Origin of the sequence: Glutamicibacter sp. BW77, assembly GCF_002332285.1 — a bacterium.
In the GTDB taxonomy this organism is placed as follows: domain Bacteria; phylum Actinomycetota; class Actinomycetes; order Actinomycetales; family Micrococcaceae; genus Glutamicibacter; species Glutamicibacter bergerei.
Genome location: NZ_NRGT01000021.1, coordinates 14,566 through 33,903, shown reverse-complemented (window position 1 = coordinate 33,903; position 19,338 = coordinate 14,566). Strand labels below are relative to the sequence as shown.

The window sequence follows — 19,338 nt, the reverse complement described above, 5'->3', positions numbered from 1 at the left end:
ATCTTCATGAAATCACTGGGCTAGGTCAGCGCTTTGGCAAACTTCAATAACCCAAGGGATGACATTGGGGAAATTCCTCCACCGCATGCTGTGAATTATCGAGCTCGCGCCCTAGGACTTAAAGGTTTGGATTCACGTGAAACTCTCAGCAACAATTCGCTATCAACACCGGGTACTTGAACGTTGTAGAGATTAAGACATCTACTTAAGGACCTGCGATTATCACCACCGAAATCACACAGCGCCCCGTTCATCACCCCAAAGCTTTACGGTTCAGCGGGACCCTGATTGTGCTCGGCATCGATGGTTCAGGCAAAAGCACCGCCGTCGCCGCACTCGTCCACGCCCTGAAGCAAGAAGATGTTCTCGCCCAGCGAGTGGCGAATCCAGCAGCGCGTAAATGGTTGAATCACCGAGTCGCCAATTCTCGTTTTGAAATTTCACGCGCCACCCAGGATGGCATCGAATCAATATTCCGACTGTTTAATGTCGCGCGCAATACGATCAAAGCTTCATTATTCTCCGGAGTCACCGTGATGGATCGTCACGTAGCCTGCCAGCTTGCGCTTCGCCAGGTGCGCGGACTGCCACAAGGTCGATTCTTCCTCTGGCTAGCTCTCGCCTGTGCAAAAGATGCTGACGTGGTTGTGCTGGATGTTGGTGCGGACACGGCGTATTCACGAATTCAACAGCGCGGCGAGGATACCGAAACCAAGGAATTCCTTGAGGCGAGCCGCAACGCATATTTAGAGATGGCGGCGAGACATAAATGGACGGTGATCAGCTCCGCCCAACGCGTTGATGGTGTGGTTGATGAGCTACTAGCAGTTCTGGACAAGTAAACTCGAATTATGAGTGAAGCAGCCGCGCAGTTCGCCCCAGGAACCATCTTCCCACTAGCCCAGAGCAGCAAAAAACAATGGGAGCTGGGGCAGGTACGCCAGATATGCGCCGGCGAGCTAACCACCGAGGGTCAGCTCACCGCCGTCGTGCAAGACTCCGCGAGCTGGAACCTCTCGATTCGTTCAATTGAAAAAGCAGGCTCCTTTCAGGGCTCTGGTATTGCACAGGCGCTAACCCTCATTGCAGGAGATTTCCTCCAGCTTGATGTTGACGGGCAGATTCACGGACTTGAACCGTTGCGCCCACTTAAAATTGAAACGTCCAACCCCGTGACAACCAGCCAGCCCGCTGAGGAATTACTCGTCCTGCACCTAACGACCCAGTCTGGACGCGTGCGCGGCACAGTGCGCATCGTTGAACTGTCCAAGAAACGCGATCAGTACCTGTTCGATGGCCAGCTAGGTGTATTGGTGCAGGGTAACGGCATTCTGAAACTCAACGGCGAAGAACAAAAGCTGGAAGTGCGCGACACCGTCATCGGTGGCGATACGGCCGAACCGACCGTCTCTGGTCGCGGTTTCATGGCAGTCGTCTCACTGGATCTGCCCTAACCGGTAAAACCACTCATTTACGCACCATCCCACCCTTAAGCGCGCACAAGAGTTAGCCAGAGCACGCTCCAATTTCTGAAAAAACTAACTTCTTTCCTTTCTACTCTCCACTTTTGAGCAGTTTTGCCCTAATGACGCGAATTTATGCGAAGAACTCAATATTTTTGAGCTTTGTCAAAGAACTGCAAATCTTTCCTCTAAAGACCCCTATTGCACCCCTTGCATCTGCGGAATAGTCAATGTCACGAAGAAGTTCACCGCATTCGAATGAATACGGACGAACACCAACATGTGGGCGAAGGGGCCAGCACAATGACTGAGCAGAATTCAATTGACAACCGCATCGCAACTATCGAGAACGACTGGGAGAACAACCCACGCTGGAACGGTGTCACCCGTGATTACAGTGCCGCTGATGTCGTAAACCTGCAGGGTCGTGTTCAAGAAGAAAACACGCTAGCCAAGCGTGGTTCGGAGAAACTGTGGAAGCAGCTCACCGAGGAAACCCCCACCGGTGGTTACACCAACGCACTAGGCGCATTGACCGGCAACCAGGCGGTCCAGCAGGTCAAGGCCGGACTTCGAGCCATCTATCTTTCCGGTTGGCAGGTGGCCGCGGATGCAAACCTCTCTGGGCAGACCTACCCAGACCAGTCGCTCTACCCGGCCAACTCGGTTCCACAGGTCGTCCGCCGCATCAATAACGCCTTGCTTCGCGCAGACCAGATCGAATTTTCCGAAGGCATTCAGAGCGTTGAGGACTGGATGGTCCCCATCGTCGCAGATGCCGAGGCAGGCTTCGGTGGACCACTCAACGCTTACGAGCTGATGAAGTCGATGATCACCGCCGGCGCTTCCGGGGTCCACTGGGAAGACCAGCTGGCATCCGAGAAGAAGTGTGGCCACCTCGGTGGCAAGGTGCTCATCCCAACCCAGCAGCACGTTCGCACGCTGAATGCGGCCCGCCTAGCAGCCGACGTGGCGGGAACCCCGTCGGTAGTCATCGCCCGCACCGACGCCGAGGCAGCCACCCTGATCACCTCGGACGTTGATGAACGAGATCAGCAGTTCATCACCGGCGAGCGCACCGCCGAAGGTTTCTACAAGGTTCGCAACGGAATCGAACCATGTATTGCCCGTGCCAAGGCCTACGCTCCGTACTCCGACCTCATCTGGATGGAGACCGGAACCCCGGACCTGGAGTTGGCTCGCAAGTTCGCTGAGTCGGTCAAGGCTGAATTCCCTGATCAGATGCTCTCCTACAACTGCTCACCTTCCTTCAATTGGAAGAAGCACTTGGACGATGCAACGATCGCCAAGTTCCAGCGGGAACTCGGTGCGATGGGCTTCAGCTTCCAGTTCATCACCCTGGCCGGCTTCCACGCACTGAACCACTCGATGTTTGACCTGGCCGAGGGCTACGCCCGAGAGGGCATGAGTGCCTACGTCGAATTGCAGGAACGCGAATTCGCTTCCGAGTCCCGCGGCTACACCGCAACCAAGCACCAGCGCGAGGTAGGTACCGGCTACTTCGACAAGATCGCCACCACGTTGAACCCCAACGCCTCCACCCTGGCTTTGGTTGGTTCCACCGAAGAAGGACAGTTCCACTAAATCAGGACCCCTTGGGGCCCTGACGGTGGGGCCGGCAATGACGCCGGCCCCACCGACCCCAAACTTTTAAGGAAGAACATCATGTTTACCCCCACCTCCCTGAACTCGATCCAGATCACCGCTACCCCAGTTCGTTACCAGGAACAGATCCTCACCGAACAGGCGTTGGATTTCATTTCCAACCTGCACCAGGCTTTTGAGGGCCGCCGTGTTGAGTTAATGCAGCGTCGTCAGCTGAACCGGGCTCGCATTGCCAATGGGCATGACCCGAAGTTCTTGGAGGAAACACGCCACATCCGCGAAGATGCGTCATGGCAGGTTGCGCCTATTGCACCGGGTCTTCAGGACCGCCGCGTAGAAATCACCGGGCCGATTGAACGCAAGATGGCAATCAACGCCTTGAACTCGGGTGCCAACGTCTGGCTGGCAGATATGGAAGATGCTTGCTCCCCTACCTGGCAGAACGTGATCAAGAATCAGGTCAACCTGTTGCGGGTATTGGATGGGGAACTTGATTTCACCGACCCTGATGGCCGGGAATACAAGCTGAACAGCTACGAGCTGAGCGATCTGCCAACCATCGTGGTTCGCCCGCGTGGCCTGCATCTGCCAGAGAAGCACCTGCTGATCAACGGCAAGCCAATTGCCGGCGCATTTGTAGACTTCGGTTTGCACTTCTTCCACAACGCACAGCGTCTGATCGATTCGGGCCGTGGCGCGTACTACTACCTGCCGAAGTTGGAAAATCACCTCGAAGCACGGTTGTGGAACGACGTGTTTGTGCTGGCTCAGGAACTGTTGGGTATCGAGCGCGGCACCATTCGTGCCACGGTACTCATCGAGACCATCACCGCCGCATTTGAGATGGAGGAAATCCTCTACGAGCTGCGTGAGCACTCGGCCGGACTGAACGCAGGACGCTGGGACTACATCTTCTCGATCATCAAGAACTTCCGTTCCCGCGGTCCGCGCTTCGTCTTCCCAGACCGCGAGCTGGTGACCATGACCAGCCCGTTCATGCGGGCTTACACCGAACAGTTGGTCCGTGCCTGCCACCGCCGTGGGGCTACCGCAATCGGCGGAATGAGCGCTTTCGTGCCAAGCCGTAAGGATGCTTCAATCAACCAGATCGCCTTCGAAAAGGTGTCCGAGGACAAGGCCCGCGAAGCCAACGACGGCTTTGACGGTTCATGGGTGGCACACCCGGATCTGGTTCCGGTAGCTCGTGAGGTCTATGACCGGGTATTGGGTGCAAATCCACACCAGATCTCCCGCACCCGTGAGGATGTGGAAGTTTCGGCCAAGGAACTGCTGAACGTGGAGGGCCTGGAAGGTCGAATCACCGAACGCGGTATCCGCGAGAACATCGAGATCGCCATCCGCTACGTTGAGTCGTGGCTGCGCGGCAACGGTGCGGTGGCACTGCGCAACCTGATGGAAGATGCCGCTACCGCGGAAATCTCCCGTTCCCAGTTGTGGCAGTGGATCCACCAGTCGGCAATCACCGACACCGGTGAGGTCATCACCCGGGCCTGGATGCACGAACTGACCGATGAAACCATCGACAAGATCGAGCGTTTTGAAGGGGACCGCTTCGAACAAGCGGTAGAAATCTTCGAAGCTTGCGCCCTGCGCGATGACTTCCCCACCTTCTTGACGTCCAACACCTACCAGCGTTACCTGGACACCCCAGCACCGGCCTACGAAATGGCCAGCTAGTCCAGGACAGTAACTCGGCGGTCCGCGCCTAAACTCAACAACTTAATGCGCACTGCCACGAACTGCGGCATTCATCGGATGGTAACCAGCCCATCCGGGGGATGCCGTTTTTCGTGCGCGGTTAGGATATCTTTATGGCCTTCCAATTTCGTTCCCCCAACGAGGAGCTTTGGGGCGCGGATGTACTGGGCGCAGATTATGCCAGTCGCAAGCTACCCCTCACGGACGGTTCCACCGCGACATTGATCCGTCACCGTCCGGTTGGTCGCCGGTTACGCTTTGCCCCACCCTTGCGTGGGTTAGCGATCCTATATGTGCACGGCTGGTCTGACTACTTTTTCCAGACCGAGTTAGCGCAGTTCCTCACCGAGGCCGGAGCCGACTTCTATGCGTTAGATCTGCGTCATTACGGGCGCAACCTCAGCGCCTCCAGCGTGCCGGGGTTCATCACTAACCTGGAAGATTATTTCGAAGAATTTGATGCGGCGCACCGAATTATCTCCAGCGCTCATCCGGGCACACGGTTTGTGATGCTCGGCCATTCCACCGGAGGACTCAGCGCATCACTCTACGCGGCGGCGAATCCCACCAAGGTTGATGCGTTGGCGCTTAATAGTCCGTGGCTGGAATTTCAGGCCTCGGAGCTGGGACGCACCGCATTAGCAAAAATCCTGAAAGCAACCAGCCATCGCAACCCCTACCGAAACCTCCCGGGCATCGACCCGGGGTTTTACACCCGCACGGTATCCAACCGTTTTGAAGGCGAATGGGATTACAACTTAGCTTGGCGTCCGGCCAACGGTTTTCCCTTGCACACCGGGTTCATCTCCGCGGTATTCGCTGCCCAGGCAAAGGTCAAGAAGGGCCTGGATCTGAAGCAACCGGTGCTGGTCATGCTTAGCGCCAAAGACTATCTGCTGCCGCGCTGGAATGACGCCGCTAGCCGCTCCGATGTGGCATTGAACGTGCAGGTGGTCGCGCAACGAAGCATTAATCTAGGCCGCGAACTGCATTTGGTTCGACTACCCAACGCACTGCATGACGTGTTTCTTTCACCAGTTTCGATACGTTCCGACGCATACCTACGGCTGGGATCATGGCTGTCTAACATTAAGAGTCAGCAATCTGACTCGGGTATTGCTCGGGCGGTACAGCGCACCGTAGAACGCGACTAACTACTGGGTTTTGACAGGCGGTTGTGGCATCTGGTCGTTGACCAGTTTTAGTTCCCAACCATCGATTTCATATTCTAGGATCGCTACCGACCCGTTGCGGATAGTGTCCAGCTGGTAACCGGCGAAGTGCGAGAGCGTGTACCGAATAATCGTGCCGTGACAGACTACTGCAACGTTTTTACCCGGGTAATCGGAAGCGATCTGTTCGATGGCGCGCAACCCGCGGTCAACCACCGATTCCAAAGATTCGATGCCACCACCGATTTTACCCGGCCAGCGTTGTGCGGCCTCAGTTTCCAAAACCCCTTCGCCTTCGCCGTAATCACGCTCGATGAGCAGATCATAGGCTGGGCCAAGTTCTAGGCCGAGCCCGTCGGCGATGATCTGCGCGGTTTCACGTGCGCGGCTTAGTGGAGAGGAAACAATGACGTCCCAGCGTGCGGAGCCAAGGATCTGCACCGCGTCGCTGGCTTGCGCCCGCCCGGTGTCATTCAGCTCGATATCGCTACTTCCCTGCAAGCGTCCTTCGAGGTTCCAGCGAGTCTGACCGTGTCTGATGAATCCAAGTTCCATAAGTTCATTCTCCCACCGTGCGTGTCTTTATTGTTGCGCCCGCGGTGCCAGCGTTGCGCTAGCTCAAGTCCAGGACCGTGTCACAATGGCTCATCACGACATTCGAATGTGTCGCGACTAGTACGGTTGCACCCGCGTTCGCGATATTGCGTAGTTCGTTCATCACCATGGATTCATTAGTGCTGTCCAAGGCACCGGTGGGCTCATCAGCAAGCACTACCGCAGGACGTTTAACCAGCAGCCTAGCTAACGCCACCCGTTGTTGCTCTCCCCCGGATAAGGAATAGACCAACTCATTACCCCGCCCACCTAGACCCACACGTTGCAACGCTCCGTCAAAGTCGGCACCTCGGATCTTTGCTTTACCCGAAGCTGCGAGCGCTACTTCGAGGTTATCCCTAATCGTGGAGTCTTCGATCAGCGCATAATTTTGGAACATATAGCCCAAAGAGTCACGCCGGAAACAACGTTGTTCCTTGCTGGAAAAGGCGGAGATTTGTTGCCCGCCCACGGTGAGACTTCCGGCATCGAATTTTTCTAGTAACCCTAGACAGTTCAAAAGAGTCGACTTTCCGGATCCGGAGGTTCCCATCACCGCCATCATTTGCCCGGCAGGCACGCTAAACGTTAGGTTTTGAAATAGTGCTTTGGAGCCAAACTTTTTAGTGGCCCCGTGAACCTCGATATTGCTCATGCGGTTTCCTCACTTTGGGTGCGAATCAGGCGTTGAGTCTTCATGCGCACCACAACAAAAAGTAGCAAGGCATTTAACATCGCTACGCCCAGAACCACCACAGGTTGCCATTGCGCTACGGCCAGATCATTGGCTACATGCGATACCTCGCCGAAAGTTTTCGCGCGAAGAGCCGCCCATACTCCGCTGATCGTCGCCCACGCCACAGCTAGCCCTAGGACAACTGCTTCAGCTTTGAAGAGCCACCGGTGGGTGGACCAGAACGACCACCCATGCAGATATCGCACCAAGATCAGCTGGGCATTACCCCGTACATGAATCTGCGCCATTCCTACGGCGGTTGCGAGGAGCACCAGAAGTGCTACGGCGGCGCATACTGTCTGGAAGCGAACGGATTCCTTCAACGTCGCTGAATCCTCGGCGGCCAACTGAGCGATCGGATGGTAGGCGGACATCCACGTTCCCAAGAATTCTTTAGGGGTATCATTCAGTGCTTGCCCTGCATCCGCCATCAGAAGCTGGCCCCTACTGGCTAGCGACATGTAGCCATCATCGGCAATGAACCCTGAGTTCGCCCCGATGCCAACAACAATTACGTCCTCCAGCGTCCTCGGCTTGTTTGGGTGGTCCGCTCCTGTGCCATAGAGGAAATGACTCTGCGCACCACGCAATACCAGAGTGCTCATCGTAGGTGCTTGGCTGTCTCCAAAGTTTTCTAGCAGTGCGCTTTTCACCTCGGCAGCGGAGTGTGTGGAGTGCTCGGGAATCATGATGAGAACCTCATCGTCCGGGATATCGGTTATTTGTTGCCCCTGAGTATCAAGGATTCGGTTGCGCTGGAGATATCCCTGGCTAACTAGCAATACGTCGTCAGTAAGTGCCGCGCTCGACGAGTACTCAGCAAGTGTGCTCACCATTATGGTGTGTCCCAGACGGTCTTGTTCTTTAAGCCAAATCCCCGATTCAACCGCTAACTGTTCCGTCTGTTGTGAGGCAAAAAGGCCTTCAAAGAAGATTTTTGCCACGTTGCCTACATCGGCTAAGGATTCTTGGTTTCGTTGCGCTTGCGAGGCTGCGGTACTCGCAGCGAAAGCCGAGGCAATAAGCGTTATCGCCAAGATGATGCTTGGGATACGTAAAAGATAGGTGGCCGGAACCGCAACTTTGAACCCGAATTTGCCCTTGATCGCTTCGAGGATTTTCACGTCGAATGCCAAACGTAACGCCGCAACATAGATACAGATGACGATGAATAACATGAGCGTTACGAGGCTAAGCGCCGATCCCAGATATCTGCCCAGCTGGTTCCAGCCGTTGTACAGCAGTAGTCCCACCAGCGCCGCTGTGAAGGAAAGCGCAAGTATCACCGCGATGGCAGGTAGTTCTTGCCGGAGGTCTCGTTTTAAGCCCGTACTGGTGGTGCCTCCATGTAACCGAAGAATCGCGTAGCTCTTTGCCCGTGAGAGGACCGAAAATCCGGTCAATAATGCCACGAGCAATAAAACTACGAGCGTTGCCGCCCCTAGGGAACCAAAGAAAATCTCTCCGACAGCGCCCGGAATAAAAGCGCCCGCTTTTTCGGTTTCTACCGCATAACCTAACTCGCTAAAGTCATGGACAACCATAGCCAGCGCGGCTGAATTGCCAATGATGAAGTATTCTCCGCGTGGGTCTACCCCGCTGAGCTCTGTTGCTGCGTGCACGTTAGTACTGACACCCTGGCTGAACTGCGGAAACCCGGTGTCCAACCACCTCGCCTCTTTGTGCTCGTTATTGCCACTAGCCAAATAGAAGTGACGCACCGAAGCATCATGTAAATCGCGAATTTCTCGCACTATGGTGGAGCCGGAGCGTTGCGCTGATCCTTGAACCAGTACGTCCAGCCCCTGATTGCCGGACAACGTTTGTGTGCCCGAGACAAGAATTCTGCTCGCGCCTGCAAGCGTTGATTCATCAATGGACTTGGTGACCATGAAAGAGACAAAAAGTGAGTATAAAACGGCTACGGCAACGGCTAGTCGCAGTCCGGTATTTTTCATTTGTTCTTTCCGCCTGCTTTGCCCACCGACGTCAGAAGGCATCGACATTGCGGGCTGCTGTCCATCGTTACTTCGCGCTATTTACGGGCTTTAGTTTACCTGAAGAGTCGCCTCGACCTTTTGCGAAACACGTCGCTGACCAGTGCGAATATATTCGAAAATCGCTTTATACCCGCACTGGGCTCTTACGCCGAGCGTGACAAAAACGGTTCCGGCGTCGCAGATGAGCTATCTCACGATAGATCTTGACCACAAACAACCCCGAGCAACACCGCACAGCACGTAAAATTCTTGAGGCACTCGCTGGCTTAAATTCTTTGAATCACGCGCACAGCCACTGATCACATGCACCTCAAACAAGATCCGAGATTTTCATCGTGACCGATATTAAGGGCTCTCTCGCCCGCGGGCTCACGGCCCGCCACATCCGCTTCATGGCACTTGGCTCTGCCATTGGTACCGGATTGTTCTACGGTTCCTCCGCTGCCATCCAGGCCGCCGGACCGGCAGTACTCTTCGCCTACATGATTGGTGGCGCGGCGGTATTTATCGTCATGCGCGCCATGGGCGAGATGGCGGTGAAACATCCGGTTTCTGGTTCTTTTGCACACTACGCGTCGCGCTATCTAGGCCGCTTCGCCGGGTTTGTCACCGGCTGGACCTTCACCTTCGAGATGGCGATCGTTGCCATTGCCGACGTGACCGCTTTCGGTATTTACATGCGTTTCTGGTTCCCGCAGGTCTCACAGTGGATCTGGGTTCTTGCCGTGGTGCTACTGATCGCGGTCATCAACTTGATGAAGGTTAAGGTCTTTGGCGAAACCGAGTTCTGGTTGGCAGTCATCAAAGTCACCGCAATCATTGCGATGATCATCGGTGGCGCAGCATTAATCGTCTTCGGTTTCACCGCACCGGGTTCGGAAACAGCTACTGGTTTTGCAACCTTAATGAGCGCCGGCACACTATTTCCTAATGGATTCATGGGGCTACTACTGTCGTTCGCTGTAGTGATGTTCGCCTTCGGTGGCATCGAAACCATCGGGATCACCGCCGGTGAAGCCGAAGATCCAGCGAAGTCTGTACCAGCTGCGATCAAGACCGTGCCCTGGCGCATCCTGCTGTTCTACGTAGCATCGCTTGCCGTAGTCATGATGCTCTTCGACTGGCGTCAGATCGATGGATCAGCCTCACCATTCGTGCAGATCTTTGATGCACTGGGCCTGCCTGCTGCTGCACACATATTAAATGCAGTGGTTATTACTGCCGCAGTGTCTGCGATCAATGCCGATACCTTTGGTGCCGGACGCATGATGTTTGCGATGTCACGAGAAGGCCATGCTCCGGCTTCCTTCGCAAAAATCTCCCGCCATGGAGTGCCGTGGATGACGGTAGTCATCATGTCCTTGGTGTTGCTGGTCGGCGTAGTTCTCAACGCCCTGCTGCCAGAATCGCTGTTCATGATCATCGCCTCGATCGCCACCTTCGCGACGGTTTGGGTGTGGATCATGATTCTCATCTCCTACTTGGCGATGCGCCGTGAGGACAAAAAGAGCGTTGCTCTCGAACGTGAATTCACGGTTCCCGGCGGCACCATCAGTGCTTGGATTGCGTTGGTATTTATGGCCTTTGTGGTCGTACTGCTGGCTTTGAGTGCGGAGACTCGCGTCGCACTTTACGCCGGTGCCGGTTGGCTAGTCTTGCTTGGTCTGGCCTATAAATTCCTCGTGCGTACACCGCAAGATGAGCTTGCCTCAAGCAAATAAGCTAAACCGTCTATTACCAAAAAAATCCGCCAAGTCTATGACTTGGCGGATTTTTTGTGCTTAGCGTGTGCCGCTAATCAGACGGCGTTCACGTATTAACCCAAGGCTCGCCCAACCGAGCATGCCCAGAGCCACCAACCACAATGCCGCTAGCCCAAACTGCAAATAGGCAAATGCACCACATACCGAACCGAGGGTAATCATGGCCCAAAGGATCGCGTATGGAACCCACAGAGTTCGATTTGCCCCAGATAAGGCTCCGGCCAGATGCTGACCAAGCTTCACCAGCGTCCCGGTCATATAGGTCAACCCCAACGACACTTCCCCAGAACGGGTATAGCTAACGTTGACTGCCCCCATAGCCGCTGCCAGCAGACAAGCCGTCACCGTTTCTCCCGAAGATCCTAAAATCGCTGCTACCAATAAGAGAGCCCCCGATAGATACATCACCCGGGGTCGCCTGAAGCGTGAGGCTTTGGCAGAAATCAGCGTCGCAAGGACCACCCCAAGAACGAAGCTGGCAACAAAACTCATAGCTAGCAACCAACCACTTACGTCACCAGTTGCTAGCGCGGCGGAGGAACGTGTTGAGTTACCCGACATAAAGGAGAGGAAATATCCGAAGAAGTGCAAGAATCCCACGCCGTCGACAAAACCAGCCATCATGGTGATCCCACCAGCAAAGAATATCCCTTTATAGCTCAACGACTTGGCCATTTTCCTCCTGACTGCACCGAACTTCTTTTGCTTCTATCTTGCCACCTGGTTATCGGGAATGTTGCAGGACTCCAAGTAGTTGAAACTTACATGAGTGAAAAACGAGTCCGTGTGGACATCTGGTCTGATATTGCCTGCCCTTGGTGCTTCATTGGAAAGCGCCGCTTTGAAAAGGGCGTCGAAGAATTTGAGTTCTCCGACAACGTGGATGTTTATTGGCATGCATACCAGCTGGATCCAAGCCTGCCCGAACACTATGACGGTGATGAGGTGCAGTATCTTTCCCAGGTCAAGGGCATGGATCCGGAGCAGGTGAAGGGCATGCTGGAACATGTCACCGAGCAGGCCGCCGGCGAAGGACTCAACTACAGATTTGATCAGTTGCGCCCGGCTAACTCGTTCACCGCGCTGCGCGTACTTGAGCAGGCCAAGACCGAGTCCAAAGGCAGCGAGATGAAAGAGACTCTACTTTCGGCACATTTCGAGCGCGGTCTGGATACCGGGGACCGCCAAGTTCTTGCCAAGCTCGCTACAGAGGTGGGACTCGATGAGGCCGCTACCGCAGAGACGCTGAGTTCGCAGAAATATGCCGAAGAAGTCAATGCAGATATCGAGCAGGCTCGTCAGTTGGGCATCAGTGGAGTGCCATTCTTTGTTATTGACGGCAAATACGGCATCTCCGGAGCACAGCCAGCCGAGGCTTTCACCAACGCGCTGACTCAGGTCCACGCCGAAACCGTCGGCTAGATTTCACCGGTGCTTCGCTGCCGCTATTTTGATTCGGCGCAGCGAAGCTTTCCGGGAGCGTCATTCAACTTGCGTTCCTTTTCCAGTCCTTCGAACTTTGCGCCGACCTCTAAATCTATGCGATCATCGCGGCGGTCCTTGTCAAAGACGAACACTGCCCCGGGGACCTGCCGTTGAATGCTCAGCGCTTGAGCATAACCTTTGGGACCGGCAATCACCGCTCCCACCTCTTCGGCATAGTCACTGGCCGATTCGGTGACCGAGGTGATCGTGAAGCCGCGCTCTTTAAGCCTTTCGGCCGTTGACCCTGCTAATCCTGACTCGCCGGTGGTATTCAGTACGCGGACCATCACTGTGCCCGGGTCTTGTACTTTAAAGTTCACATCAGGGCATACCGGATTTTCGATATTGGCCGGAGCATCGCTTGCTGCCTGTGGTGTTTGGTCTTTATTCCAGGGCCAGTTGCCGGTGAAGATCAGCACTGAAACCACAAAAACGACCACGACCAGCGCGGCCATGACCGTAAAAACCACGTTCTGTCGACTACGGCGACGCTTCTTGGCCTGCCCATCGGATTGAAAGGCGAGCTCTGCTTCACTGACGATGTGTTGCCCATGCCAGCTACTTGGATCGCGACGATCCTTCGGCTCGGTCATAAACCCACCTTCCCTGCGCACCCTTCGGCCTGCGACGTGAGGCTATCTTGAGTCGAAGCCTACCCGTTAGCCTTCAAGATCCAACACCCTTGCATGGATTATTGCTCGATGGTGCAACGCAGAACGTAAGGCTCGGTGCAACCCATCTTCCAAATACAAGGTGCCCTGCCAGCGCACCACGTGCGGGAACAGGTCTCCGTAGAAGGTTGAGTCCTCGGAAAGCAGCGCCGATAAATCAAGCACTGTTTTGGTGGTCACCAGCTCGTCGAGCTTCACCTGCTGTGGAGGGATCTCACTCCACTGCCGAGAGGTGGATAACTCATGCGCTGGGTACGGACGCGAATCGCCCACGGCTCGAAAAATCACTCTCTAAGCATATGTACAACTACCAGCAAAAACACTTTGCCCTCCGCAGAACGCACATTCTTCCACTCTGAAACCGACATGCGAAGAGATAACGGGCCAGACACCACCCACTACCGAGAAAACCGTTTAGCGAATTGCAATCGCTAATGATGGGACTTTGTTAAGCAAAAAGCAAGGATTGTTACGATGGGTGAAACTTGGCGGAACTCGGCGTAACGGACGCTAGTAACAATTGTGTTTTTGGGTGCACGCTAGATGTATGAACAACGTAGTCACCGAGATCCCAGTCCTCGATATCTCTACCGCACGTAACGTCGATGGAAGCTTTAATGAAGCCTTCGTAGCAGCGCTACGCGATGCTGCGCATCGCGTAGGTTTCTTTCAGATCGTGGGTTACGGCTCCCATGAAAACCAGGATCAGGAACTCTTAGACACCATTGCGGAGTTCTTCAAAAAACCAGTCGAAGAGAAAATCAAACTCGACAACCGGAACAGTGCCCAATTCCGCGGTTACACCCGCATGGGCACCGAGATCACCCGGGGTCGCGCAGACGCCCGCGAACAGATTGATTACGGTCCAGCACGTGAGACTCTCTCCGAGGTGCCGAGCGACAAGCCATTCTTGAATCTACAGGGGCCGAACCAGTTCCCAGAAGATTTCCCACAGCTCGAGGAACGAGCCATGCAGTGGGCGGAACTGATGAATCAGACCGGTCACGAATTACTCTCTGCGCTTGCCGTTGGTATGGGGCTTCCCGAAGATCATTTTGACGAACCCTTTGCCAAGACTCCTTCTTGGATGGGCAAACTAGTACATTATGTCTCAGGCGACGTGGTTCCGGAGTCCGGCAACCAGGGCGTAGGTCTACACGCTGACTACGGTTTTGTAACCCTCCTACTACAAGACCAAGTTGGTGGCCTGCAGGTGCAGCCATACGGCCAAGAAGAGTGGATTGCGGTGCCACCTACCCCCGGCGCTTTAGTGGTCAACCTCGGCGAAATGCTCGAAGTAGCCACCGATGGATACCTGATGGCAACCATTCACCGGGTGATCGCTCCGCCAGCCGGCGTGGACCGTTACTCCGTACCGTTCTTCTATTCCCCACGTTTAGATGCGGTGATCGACAAGGTGCAGCTACCGGCAGCCCTTGCAGCGCAAGCGCGTGGAATCTCCGATGATCCACAGAACCCGATGCTCGCCTCTTATGGTGCCAATGTGCTCAAGGGTTGGTTGCGTGCTCACCCACAAACCGCGGCTATTCACTACCCAGAATTGAGCAGCCCCACGGCATCTGTCTAGTCACCGATCTCCGCTGACGTATGAAGGCTTCGAAATAGTATTGCGCTACTATTTCGAAGCCTTCACTCACTTAAACGGGTAACCATATAGAAAACCGTCCGCTCGACAGTCGATTAGTCCCCCAAGTCCTAACCTGATTCAGCACTTCGCCCGTCTGGCCCAAAGCCATGGACAACATTGTGCTCGATGAGTCTCAAGTTGACGCCATCTACAGCTCAAGATCAGCTCAAGAATTATCCAGCCAGTATTACTCGGTTTCGTGAGGCCCAATCATTCGGTACCCCACACCGCGTACCGTCTCGATCCACCGTTCTTCGCGCGCCGAATCGCCTAGTTTGCGCCTGAGATTTGCAATATGCACTTCAATGCTGCGCACGGCTGCCGGTGACACATATAAGTCCACTGCGCCCAGTTCATCTTCATCACCCAGAATGCGAGCGAGCTCCTTCTTGCTTCGCACATGCCCGGGATACACCAACAGCGCGCGCAACAGCGAAAATTCAGTAGCAGTCAGTTTAACCGGCACGTCGTCAATCGTCACCTGCCAGGTCACAACGTTGAGCGCAAGGTTTCGATGGCGAAGGATCTGGTCCGCACGCCGCTCACGCAAGGCGAGCAAATTATTGATGTTATCTTGCCGCCGGACGAAGGAATCTACACGCGCCCTAAATTCTCGCTTTTTTATCGGCTTCGCAACTACGCCGTCAGCACCGGAGTCATAGGCGTGAACCACTTCAAACTCATCATTTGTTTCAAGCACCGCTAGTAGCAGCGCATTAACTCGTGCAGAGATCCTCCGCAGCGTTTCGTGCCCGTCAATATCTCGAAGGCCATACCCCACCACAATTACTTCTGGATTGCTCCGCGTGGCTAGATCGACGCCTTCCTCGCCTGTTGAGGCTTCTTGAACAACAAATCCCACGTGTTTGAGTATTCGAGACAAGACTGCTCGGGTCTCAAATTCGTGCTCAATGACGACTGCCTTACGATTTTCCCCAACCAAGCCAGCCACACCCCCAATTAGTGATAGCCCTCACTATCCACGTGAGAAACCATGCTACCGGACGGCCTAGGCAGGTTGACCGAGAGCTGGCACTACAGCTCCTGCGATCTGAGGACGCAAAATTCGTTGCCTTCAGGGTCAAGAAGGATAACCCATGAAACATCTCTCGCATCAGCTTCAGGGTACGTTGCGCCCAGCGATAGTAGCCGCTCAACTTCTTCATCTTGCGTGCAGGCAATCGGGCGAACATCTATATGTAGCCGATTCTTCGCTGACTTTTCTTCTGGAACCTACGCGAAGGTTAATACAGAGTGTGGACCTAGCGATGCTTTTTCAGCAGGCCCAATAGTCACTAAGCCGGCTTCCTCGGAGAGCACCGAGAAGTCGAGCGCTTCAGCCCAAAACCGGGCAATGAGGACCGGATTTTTACAATCAATGGCGAGTTCTGCGAACCTGCAACTCATAAAAATCCTCCAAACCTACGGCGAAACGACCCTTCGTCTCGCGCGAGCACCTCATACTTAGGGATGCTACCCCTGGAAGCGAGCTTAAACACGAAAACCCCCGATTTCTCGGGGGTTTTCATCGGCGGAGGATAGGGGATTTGAACCCCTGAGGGCGTTAACCCAACACGCGTTCCAGGCGTGCGCCATAGGCCGCTAGGCGAATCCTCCTCAGTTTGCTCCGTGGAGCAGGTACCAGCATATCTAAATATCGCCACAATCACGAATCGAGAACTTCAGCAATCATTATGCGGTTATCCGATACATAAAATTGCCTAACTTTAGGGGATTTTGGCCTTTATCCACATCTGGTAAAAGCTTCCGACTTCAACCCTGGCACCCATTAGACACTTAAAACATGAACAAACGAGAGGTATTTCATAACGACGATGATGCGCATCATCTCCATATCAGTCCGCCGGGCACCAGAACAGATCCAGGTACCGACGGCATGTGGGCTGCCAATATTGAGCAGGATACGATCTTCGCGCAACTGGCAGCCATCACCAAGGAACTCCATCAATCGGGCAGAGCCATCGAACCTGGCAGCGGACTAAACCAGTTAAAGCTCCTTGGCCAAGCGCGCAGCATGCTTGACGCTGCAGAGGCTGTGCTACTAGCCGACACCTACGAATTGGCAACCAAGCAGGCGGCGCAAACAGGTACGCAAGAATTTCTGATCGAGGACCCGCTTCAAACCCAAGCCGCAGAACGCTTTGGTGTAGACCCGCAGTCGGAACCGTTGGTGCGAGCCTCATTTATTGCCGAAGCCGCCGGTGCCTTGCGTCAAAGTGATCGCATTACCCAAAACAGACTTTTCACCGCTGAGGGATTACGTTATCTCTGTAAAGAGACTCTCAACGAACTGAGCCAAGGCACCATCACTACCAAAAGTGCCACCGAAATCGTCGCTCAGTCTCAAGACCTCGAACCTGATAATGTCCAGCAACTGCAACAGGTACTGCTTCCCATTGCTCGCACCGGTTCGGATCGCTCGGTGAAAGACCGTGCGCGTAAGATGCGCGAACGTTTCTTGCCAGAACCAGTGGATGAGCGTCATGACAGGGGCCGCGAAACCCGTTCGGTCATCTGGTGGCCGGAAGCGGACGGGATGGCGGTGCTCCAACTACGCATTCCCGCAGAGGATGCACTGGCGATCCTCAACACGGTCAACTGGCATGCCCGCAACCACGATGATCCAGAGGATCTGCGTAACGAACAACAACGCCGTGCAGATATCCTTCGCGATGCCATCTTGGACGGCTGGCCAGCCAGCGAGGGCACACCACTTAAGGCTCGCGTATCGTTGACCATTCCAGCCCTGCAGATGCTCGCAGATCCATCTAGGACGCTGGCGGATCTTGAAGGATACGGACCGATTGGCATCGGAGCCGCCTTGCGCGTAGCGAAAGACGCTCCCTCGCTGATGGCAGTACTCACCGACCCGTGGTCGGGTGCGGTAATTGACGTGGGTAGGCGTAGATATCGACCGTCCAAGGCACTCAAAGATTTATTGCGAGAACGCGATAACCACTGCAGGTTCCCCGGATGCAACCGACTACCTGAATCCAGCGAAATCGATCATATTGATGACTGGGCCAAAGGCGGACATACGAACCGAACTAATTCACAGTTATTGTGCAAACGTCATCAAATGTTTAAACACGCGCTCGGTTGGCAGTCCACATATATGCCCGACGGATCGGTTAATTGGCGCTCACCGAACGGAATCTTGCAGGTGGAACTTCCTGGCAGTGTCACCAGTGTGCAGAACTTCGACTTTGAGCGGAATCAGACTCCGATGCTCCCGGCGTCTGAGTTGCCTGCTCGAATACGGAGAGTACTTGGCTGGTATGACCCGCCGGACGCGGAAGTCGTGTGAGCTGACCTCATCAATCTCTTCCCCGGGTTGAGAGCAAGCGCACGCCTGCCGATTTTTATCCACCCCCAACTCTCGGGTAGTATCTTCTATGACCCCTCGTGTGGTGTCATCCTGTTGAACTCCCCCAGGACCGGAAGGTAGCAAGGGTAGATGGGCTCTGGCAGGTGCATGAGGGGTCTTTTATTTTTCTAGCAAGCCGAATGGAGTTCGCGTGGGCGTTGGTCGTTTCGCCCCAAGCCCGACTGGGCAACTCCACTTGGGCAACTTACGCACGGCTATTCTTGCTTGGCTTTTCGCCAAGTCCACCGATCGCCAATGCTTATTGCGCGTTGAAGACCTAGACCGTGTGCGCTCCGGAGCCGAAGAACAACAGCTTTCCGAGCTTGCCGCTATCGGCCTCGAATTCGATTCACCGCTGGTACGTCAAAGCGAGCGTCTACCCGTCTACCTCGATGCGATTCAATCGCTTCGGGACAAAGACCTACTCTTCGAGTGCTTTTGCACACGTAAAGATATTTCCGAAGCTGCCAGCGCACCGCATGCTGCCCCGGGCGCCTATCCTGGTACTTGCCGAAATCTGAGCCCCGAAGAACGAGCCGAAAAAGCCAAGGAACGTCCAGCAGCACTGCGTCTGCGTGCGGCGGTCGCTCAGTTCACTGTTCACGATGTAATTTTTGGCCAGTACACCGGAGTCGTTGACGATTTTGTGTTGCTACGCAACGACGGGTCCCCTGCCTACAACCTTGCGGTGGTAGTTGATGACGGTGCCTACGGCATCGACCAAGTCGTGCGCGGAGATGACCTTTTGTCTTCCGCCCCACGCCAGGCGTATCTGGCTCAGCTACTCGGAATGCCAATTCCGACCTACGCCCATGTTCCTCTAGCATTGAATTCCCAAGGCCAAAGGCTCGCTAAACGCGATGGTGCCGTAACGCTCGAAGACCTCTCCGAAAAAGGGGTAAATGGTGCCCAGATCCGCGCCTACTTGTTAGAGTCGTTGGGCTTGCCCGGAACGTCTTTGCAGGCCGCTTTGGACTCCTTCAACCCTGATGACTTGCCTCGCGAGCCTTGGGTTGTAGAACCAGAATTTATTGTCGACCAGTTGATGCCTCCGGCATCGCGCAACCGATAGG

At 54.8% G+C, this 19,338-nt stretch carries 17 protein-coding genes, 1 tRNA gene, 1 other RNA gene and 1 pseudogene; 11 read left to right on the top strand and 9 right to left on the bottom strand.

Going from position 1 to position 19,338, the window contains the following annotated elements; genetic code table 11:
- Positions 1 to 290 precede the first annotated feature (290 nt).
- From CIK74_RS02135 to CIK74_RS02115, 5 genes are all read left to right on the top strand, one after another.
- A complete protein-coding gene (locus CIK74_RS02135) occupies positions 291 to 842 on the top strand; it encodes an AAA family ATPase (RefSeq protein WP_170947702.1) in 552 nt (183 codons plus the stop codon).
- A 9-nt stretch (positions 843 to 851) separates the two neighbouring features.
- Positions 852 to 1,454 carry a HutD family protein gene (locus CIK74_RS02130; protein WP_096254088.1) on the top strand — a complete coding sequence of 201 codons (603 nt, stop codon included), beginning with the start codon at positions 852 to 854 and terminating at the stop codon, positions 1,452 to 1,454.
- 312 nt (positions 1,455 to 1,766) lie between these two features.
- Positions 1,767 to 3,068 carry an isocitrate lyase gene (aceA, locus tag CIK74_RS02125; RefSeq protein ID WP_096254098.1) on the top strand — a complete coding sequence of 434 codons (1,302 nt, stop codon included), beginning with the start codon at positions 1,767 to 1,769 and terminating at the stop codon, positions 3,066 to 3,068.
- A gap of 81 nt (positions 3,069 to 3,149) precedes the next feature.
- A complete protein-coding gene (aceB, locus tag CIK74_RS02120; protein WP_096254086.1) occupies positions 3,150 to 4,787 on the top strand; it encodes a malate synthase A in 1,638 nt (545 codons plus the stop codon).
- Between the two features lie 134 nt (positions 4,788 to 4,921).
- The gene (locus CIK74_RS02115; protein WP_096254084.1) at positions 4,922 to 5,962 is read left to right on the top strand and encodes an alpha/beta hydrolase; all 1,041 of its coding nucleotides are present in this window, start codon (positions 4,922 to 4,924) and stop codon (positions 5,960 to 5,962) included.
- Here CIK74_RS02115 and CIK74_RS02110 read toward each other — a convergent pair whose 3' ends face one another.
- From CIK74_RS02110 to CIK74_RS02100, 3 genes are read right to left on the bottom strand one after another with little or no spacing between them, the layout of a single operon-like run.
- Positions 5,963 to 6,535, bottom strand: a complete 573-nt coding sequence (locus tag CIK74_RS02110; RefSeq protein WP_096254082.1) for a histidine phosphatase family protein — start codon at positions 6,533 to 6,535, stop codon at positions 5,963 to 5,965.
- A gap of 58 nt (positions 6,536 to 6,593) precedes the next feature.
- Positions 6,594 to 7,229, bottom strand: coding sequence for an ATP-binding cassette domain-containing protein (locus CIK74_RS02105; protein WP_096254079.1), 636 nt, complete (start codon positions 7,227 to 7,229; stop codon positions 6,594 to 6,596).
- Positions 7,226 to 9,268, bottom strand: coding sequence for a hypothetical protein (locus tag CIK74_RS02100; protein WP_096254077.1), 2,043 nt, complete (start codon positions 9,266 to 9,268; stop codon positions 7,226 to 7,228). The genes CIK74_RS02105 and CIK74_RS02100 overlap by 4 nt, the downstream gene beginning before the upstream one ends.
- Before the next feature lie 434 nt (positions 9,269 to 9,702).
- Between CIK74_RS02100 and CIK74_RS02095 the strand changes: the two genes are divergently transcribed.
- Positions 9,703 to 11,031 carry an amino acid permease gene (locus CIK74_RS02095; RefSeq protein WP_096254096.1) on the top strand — a complete coding sequence of 443 codons (1,329 nt, stop codon included), beginning with the start codon at positions 9,703 to 9,705 and terminating at the stop codon, positions 11,029 to 11,031.
- A gap of 60 nt (positions 11,032 to 11,091) precedes the next feature.
- Here the strand turns inward: CIK74_RS02095 and CIK74_RS02090 are convergent, their stop codons facing one another.
- The gene (locus CIK74_RS02090; protein ID WP_096254075.1) at positions 11,092 to 11,748 is read right to left on the bottom strand and encodes a YoaK family protein; all 657 of its coding nucleotides are present in this window, start codon (positions 11,746 to 11,748) and stop codon (positions 11,092 to 11,094) included.
- A gap of 90 nt (positions 11,749 to 11,838) precedes the next feature.
- On the opposite strand from CIK74_RS02090, the gene CIK74_RS02085 reads away from it, so the two are divergent.
- The gene (locus CIK74_RS02085) at positions 11,839 to 12,495 is read left to right on the top strand and encodes a DsbA family oxidoreductase (RefSeq protein WP_096254073.1); all 657 of its coding nucleotides are present in this window, start codon (positions 11,839 to 11,841) and stop codon (positions 12,493 to 12,495) included.
- Positions 12,496 to 12,518: 23 nt separating this feature from the next.
- Here the strand turns inward: CIK74_RS02085 and CIK74_RS02080 are convergent, their stop codons facing one another.
- Positions 12,519 to 13,151 (bottom strand): LytR C-terminal domain-containing protein, encoded by a 633-nt coding sequence (locus CIK74_RS02080; protein ID WP_096254071.1) that lies wholly within the window; start codon positions 13,149 to 13,151, stop codon positions 12,519 to 12,521.
- Between the two features lie 66 nt (positions 13,152 to 13,217).
- Positions 13,218 to 13,517 (bottom strand): type II toxin-antitoxin system VapB family antitoxin, encoded by a 300-nt coding sequence (locus tag CIK74_RS02075; RefSeq protein WP_096254069.1) that lies wholly within the window; start codon positions 13,515 to 13,517, stop codon positions 13,218 to 13,220.
- A 259-nt stretch (positions 13,518 to 13,776) separates the two neighbouring features.
- Between CIK74_RS02075 and CIK74_RS02070 the strand changes: the two genes are divergently transcribed.
- On the top strand, positions 13,777 to 14,817 hold the full coding sequence (locus tag CIK74_RS02070; protein ID WP_096254066.1) for a 2-oxoglutarate and iron-dependent oxygenase domain-containing protein: 1,041 nt from the start codon (positions 13,777 to 13,779) through the stop codon (positions 14,815 to 14,817).
- Between the two features lie 247 nt (positions 14,818 to 15,064).
- Here CIK74_RS02070 and CIK74_RS02065 read toward each other — a convergent pair whose 3' ends face one another.
- The 3 genes and pseudogenes from CIK74_RS02065 to CIK74_RS02055 form a co-directional block, all read right to left on the bottom strand.
- Positions 15,065 to 15,829 carry a response regulator transcription factor gene (locus CIK74_RS02065; protein WP_096254064.1) on the bottom strand — a complete coding sequence of 255 codons (765 nt, stop codon included), beginning with the start codon at positions 15,827 to 15,829 and terminating at the stop codon, positions 15,065 to 15,067.
- Between the two features lie 83 nt (positions 15,830 to 15,912).
- Positions 15,913 to 16,098: pseudogene (locus CIK74_RS18970) on the bottom strand (VOC family protein); the annotation flags it as partial.
- Between the two features lie 311 nt (positions 16,099 to 16,409).
- Positions 16,410 to 16,494, bottom strand: a tRNA-Ser gene (locus tag CIK74_RS02055).
- Positions 16,495 to 16,681: 187 nt separating this feature from the next.
- Between CIK74_RS02055 and CIK74_RS02050 the strand changes: the two genes are divergently transcribed.
- From CIK74_RS02050 to gluQRS, 3 genes are all read left to right on the top strand, one after another.
- Positions 16,682 to 18,205, top strand: a complete 1,524-nt coding sequence (locus CIK74_RS02050) for an HNH endonuclease signature motif containing protein (protein ID WP_096254062.1) — start codon at positions 16,682 to 16,684, stop codon at positions 18,203 to 18,205.
- Between the two features lie 87 nt (positions 18,206 to 18,292).
- Positions 18,293 to 18,389: signal recognition particle sRNA small type (gene ffs / locus CIK74_RS02045), an RNA gene on the top strand.
- 27 nt (positions 18,390 to 18,416) lie between these two features.
- Positions 18,417 to 19,337 carry a tRNA glutamyl-Q(34) synthetase GluQRS gene (gene gluQRS / locus CIK74_RS02040; protein ID WP_096254060.1) on the top strand — a complete coding sequence of 307 codons (921 nt, stop codon included), beginning with the start codon at positions 18,417 to 18,419 and terminating at the stop codon, positions 19,335 to 19,337.
- The last annotated feature ends 1 nt before the right edge of the window (position 19,338 follow it).

What these genes read in the sequence shown, in the direction of transcription:
- CIK74_RS02130 (WP_096254088.1), top strand. Translation starts at nt 852, where the DNA reads ATGAGTGAAGCAGCCGCGCAGTTCGCCCCAGGAACCATCTTCCCACTA.
- aceA (WP_096254098.1), top strand. Translation starts at nt 1,767, where the DNA reads ATGACTGAGCAGAATTCAATTGACAACCGCATCGCAACTATCGAGAAC.
- aceB (WP_096254086.1), top strand. Translation starts at nt 3,150, where the DNA reads ATGTTTACCCCCACCTCCCTGAACTCGATCCAGATCACCGCTACCCCA.
- CIK74_RS02115 (WP_096254084.1), top strand. Translation starts at nt 4,922, where the DNA reads ATGGCCTTCCAATTTCGTTCCCCCAACGAGGAGCTTTGGGGCGCGGAT.
- CIK74_RS02110 (WP_096254082.1), bottom strand. Translation starts at nt 6,535, where the DNA reads ATGGAACTTGGATTCATCAGACACGGTCAGACTCGCTGGAACCTCGAA.
- CIK74_RS02105 (WP_096254079.1), bottom strand. Translation starts at nt 7,229, where the DNA reads ATGAGCAATATCGAGGTTCACGGGGCCACTAAAAAGTTTGGCTCCAAA.
- CIK74_RS02100 (WP_096254077.1), bottom strand. Translation starts at nt 9,268, where the DNA reads ATGAAAAATACCGGACTGCGACTAGCCGTTGCCGTAGCCGTTTTATAC.
- CIK74_RS02095 (WP_096254096.1), top strand. Translation starts at nt 9,703, where the DNA reads ATGGCACTTGGCTCTGCCATTGGTACCGGATTGTTCTACGGTTCCTCC.
- CIK74_RS02090 (WP_096254075.1), bottom strand. Translation starts at nt 11,748, where the DNA reads ATGGCCAAGTCGTTGAGCTATAAAGGGATATTCTTTGCTGGTGGGATC.
- CIK74_RS02085 (WP_096254073.1), top strand. Translation starts at nt 11,839, where the DNA reads ATGAGTGAAAAACGAGTCCGTGTGGACATCTGGTCTGATATTGCCTGC.
- CIK74_RS02080 (WP_096254071.1), bottom strand. Translation starts at nt 13,151, where the DNA reads ATGACCGAGCCGAAGGATCGTCGCGATCCAAGTAGCTGGCATGGGCAA.
- CIK74_RS02070 (WP_096254066.1), top strand. Translation starts at nt 13,777, where the DNA reads ATGAACAACGTAGTCACCGAGATCCCAGTCCTCGATATCTCTACCGCA.
- CIK74_RS02050 (WP_096254062.1), top strand. Translation starts at nt 16,682, where the DNA reads ATGAACAAACGAGAGGTATTTCATAACGACGATGATGCGCATCATCTC.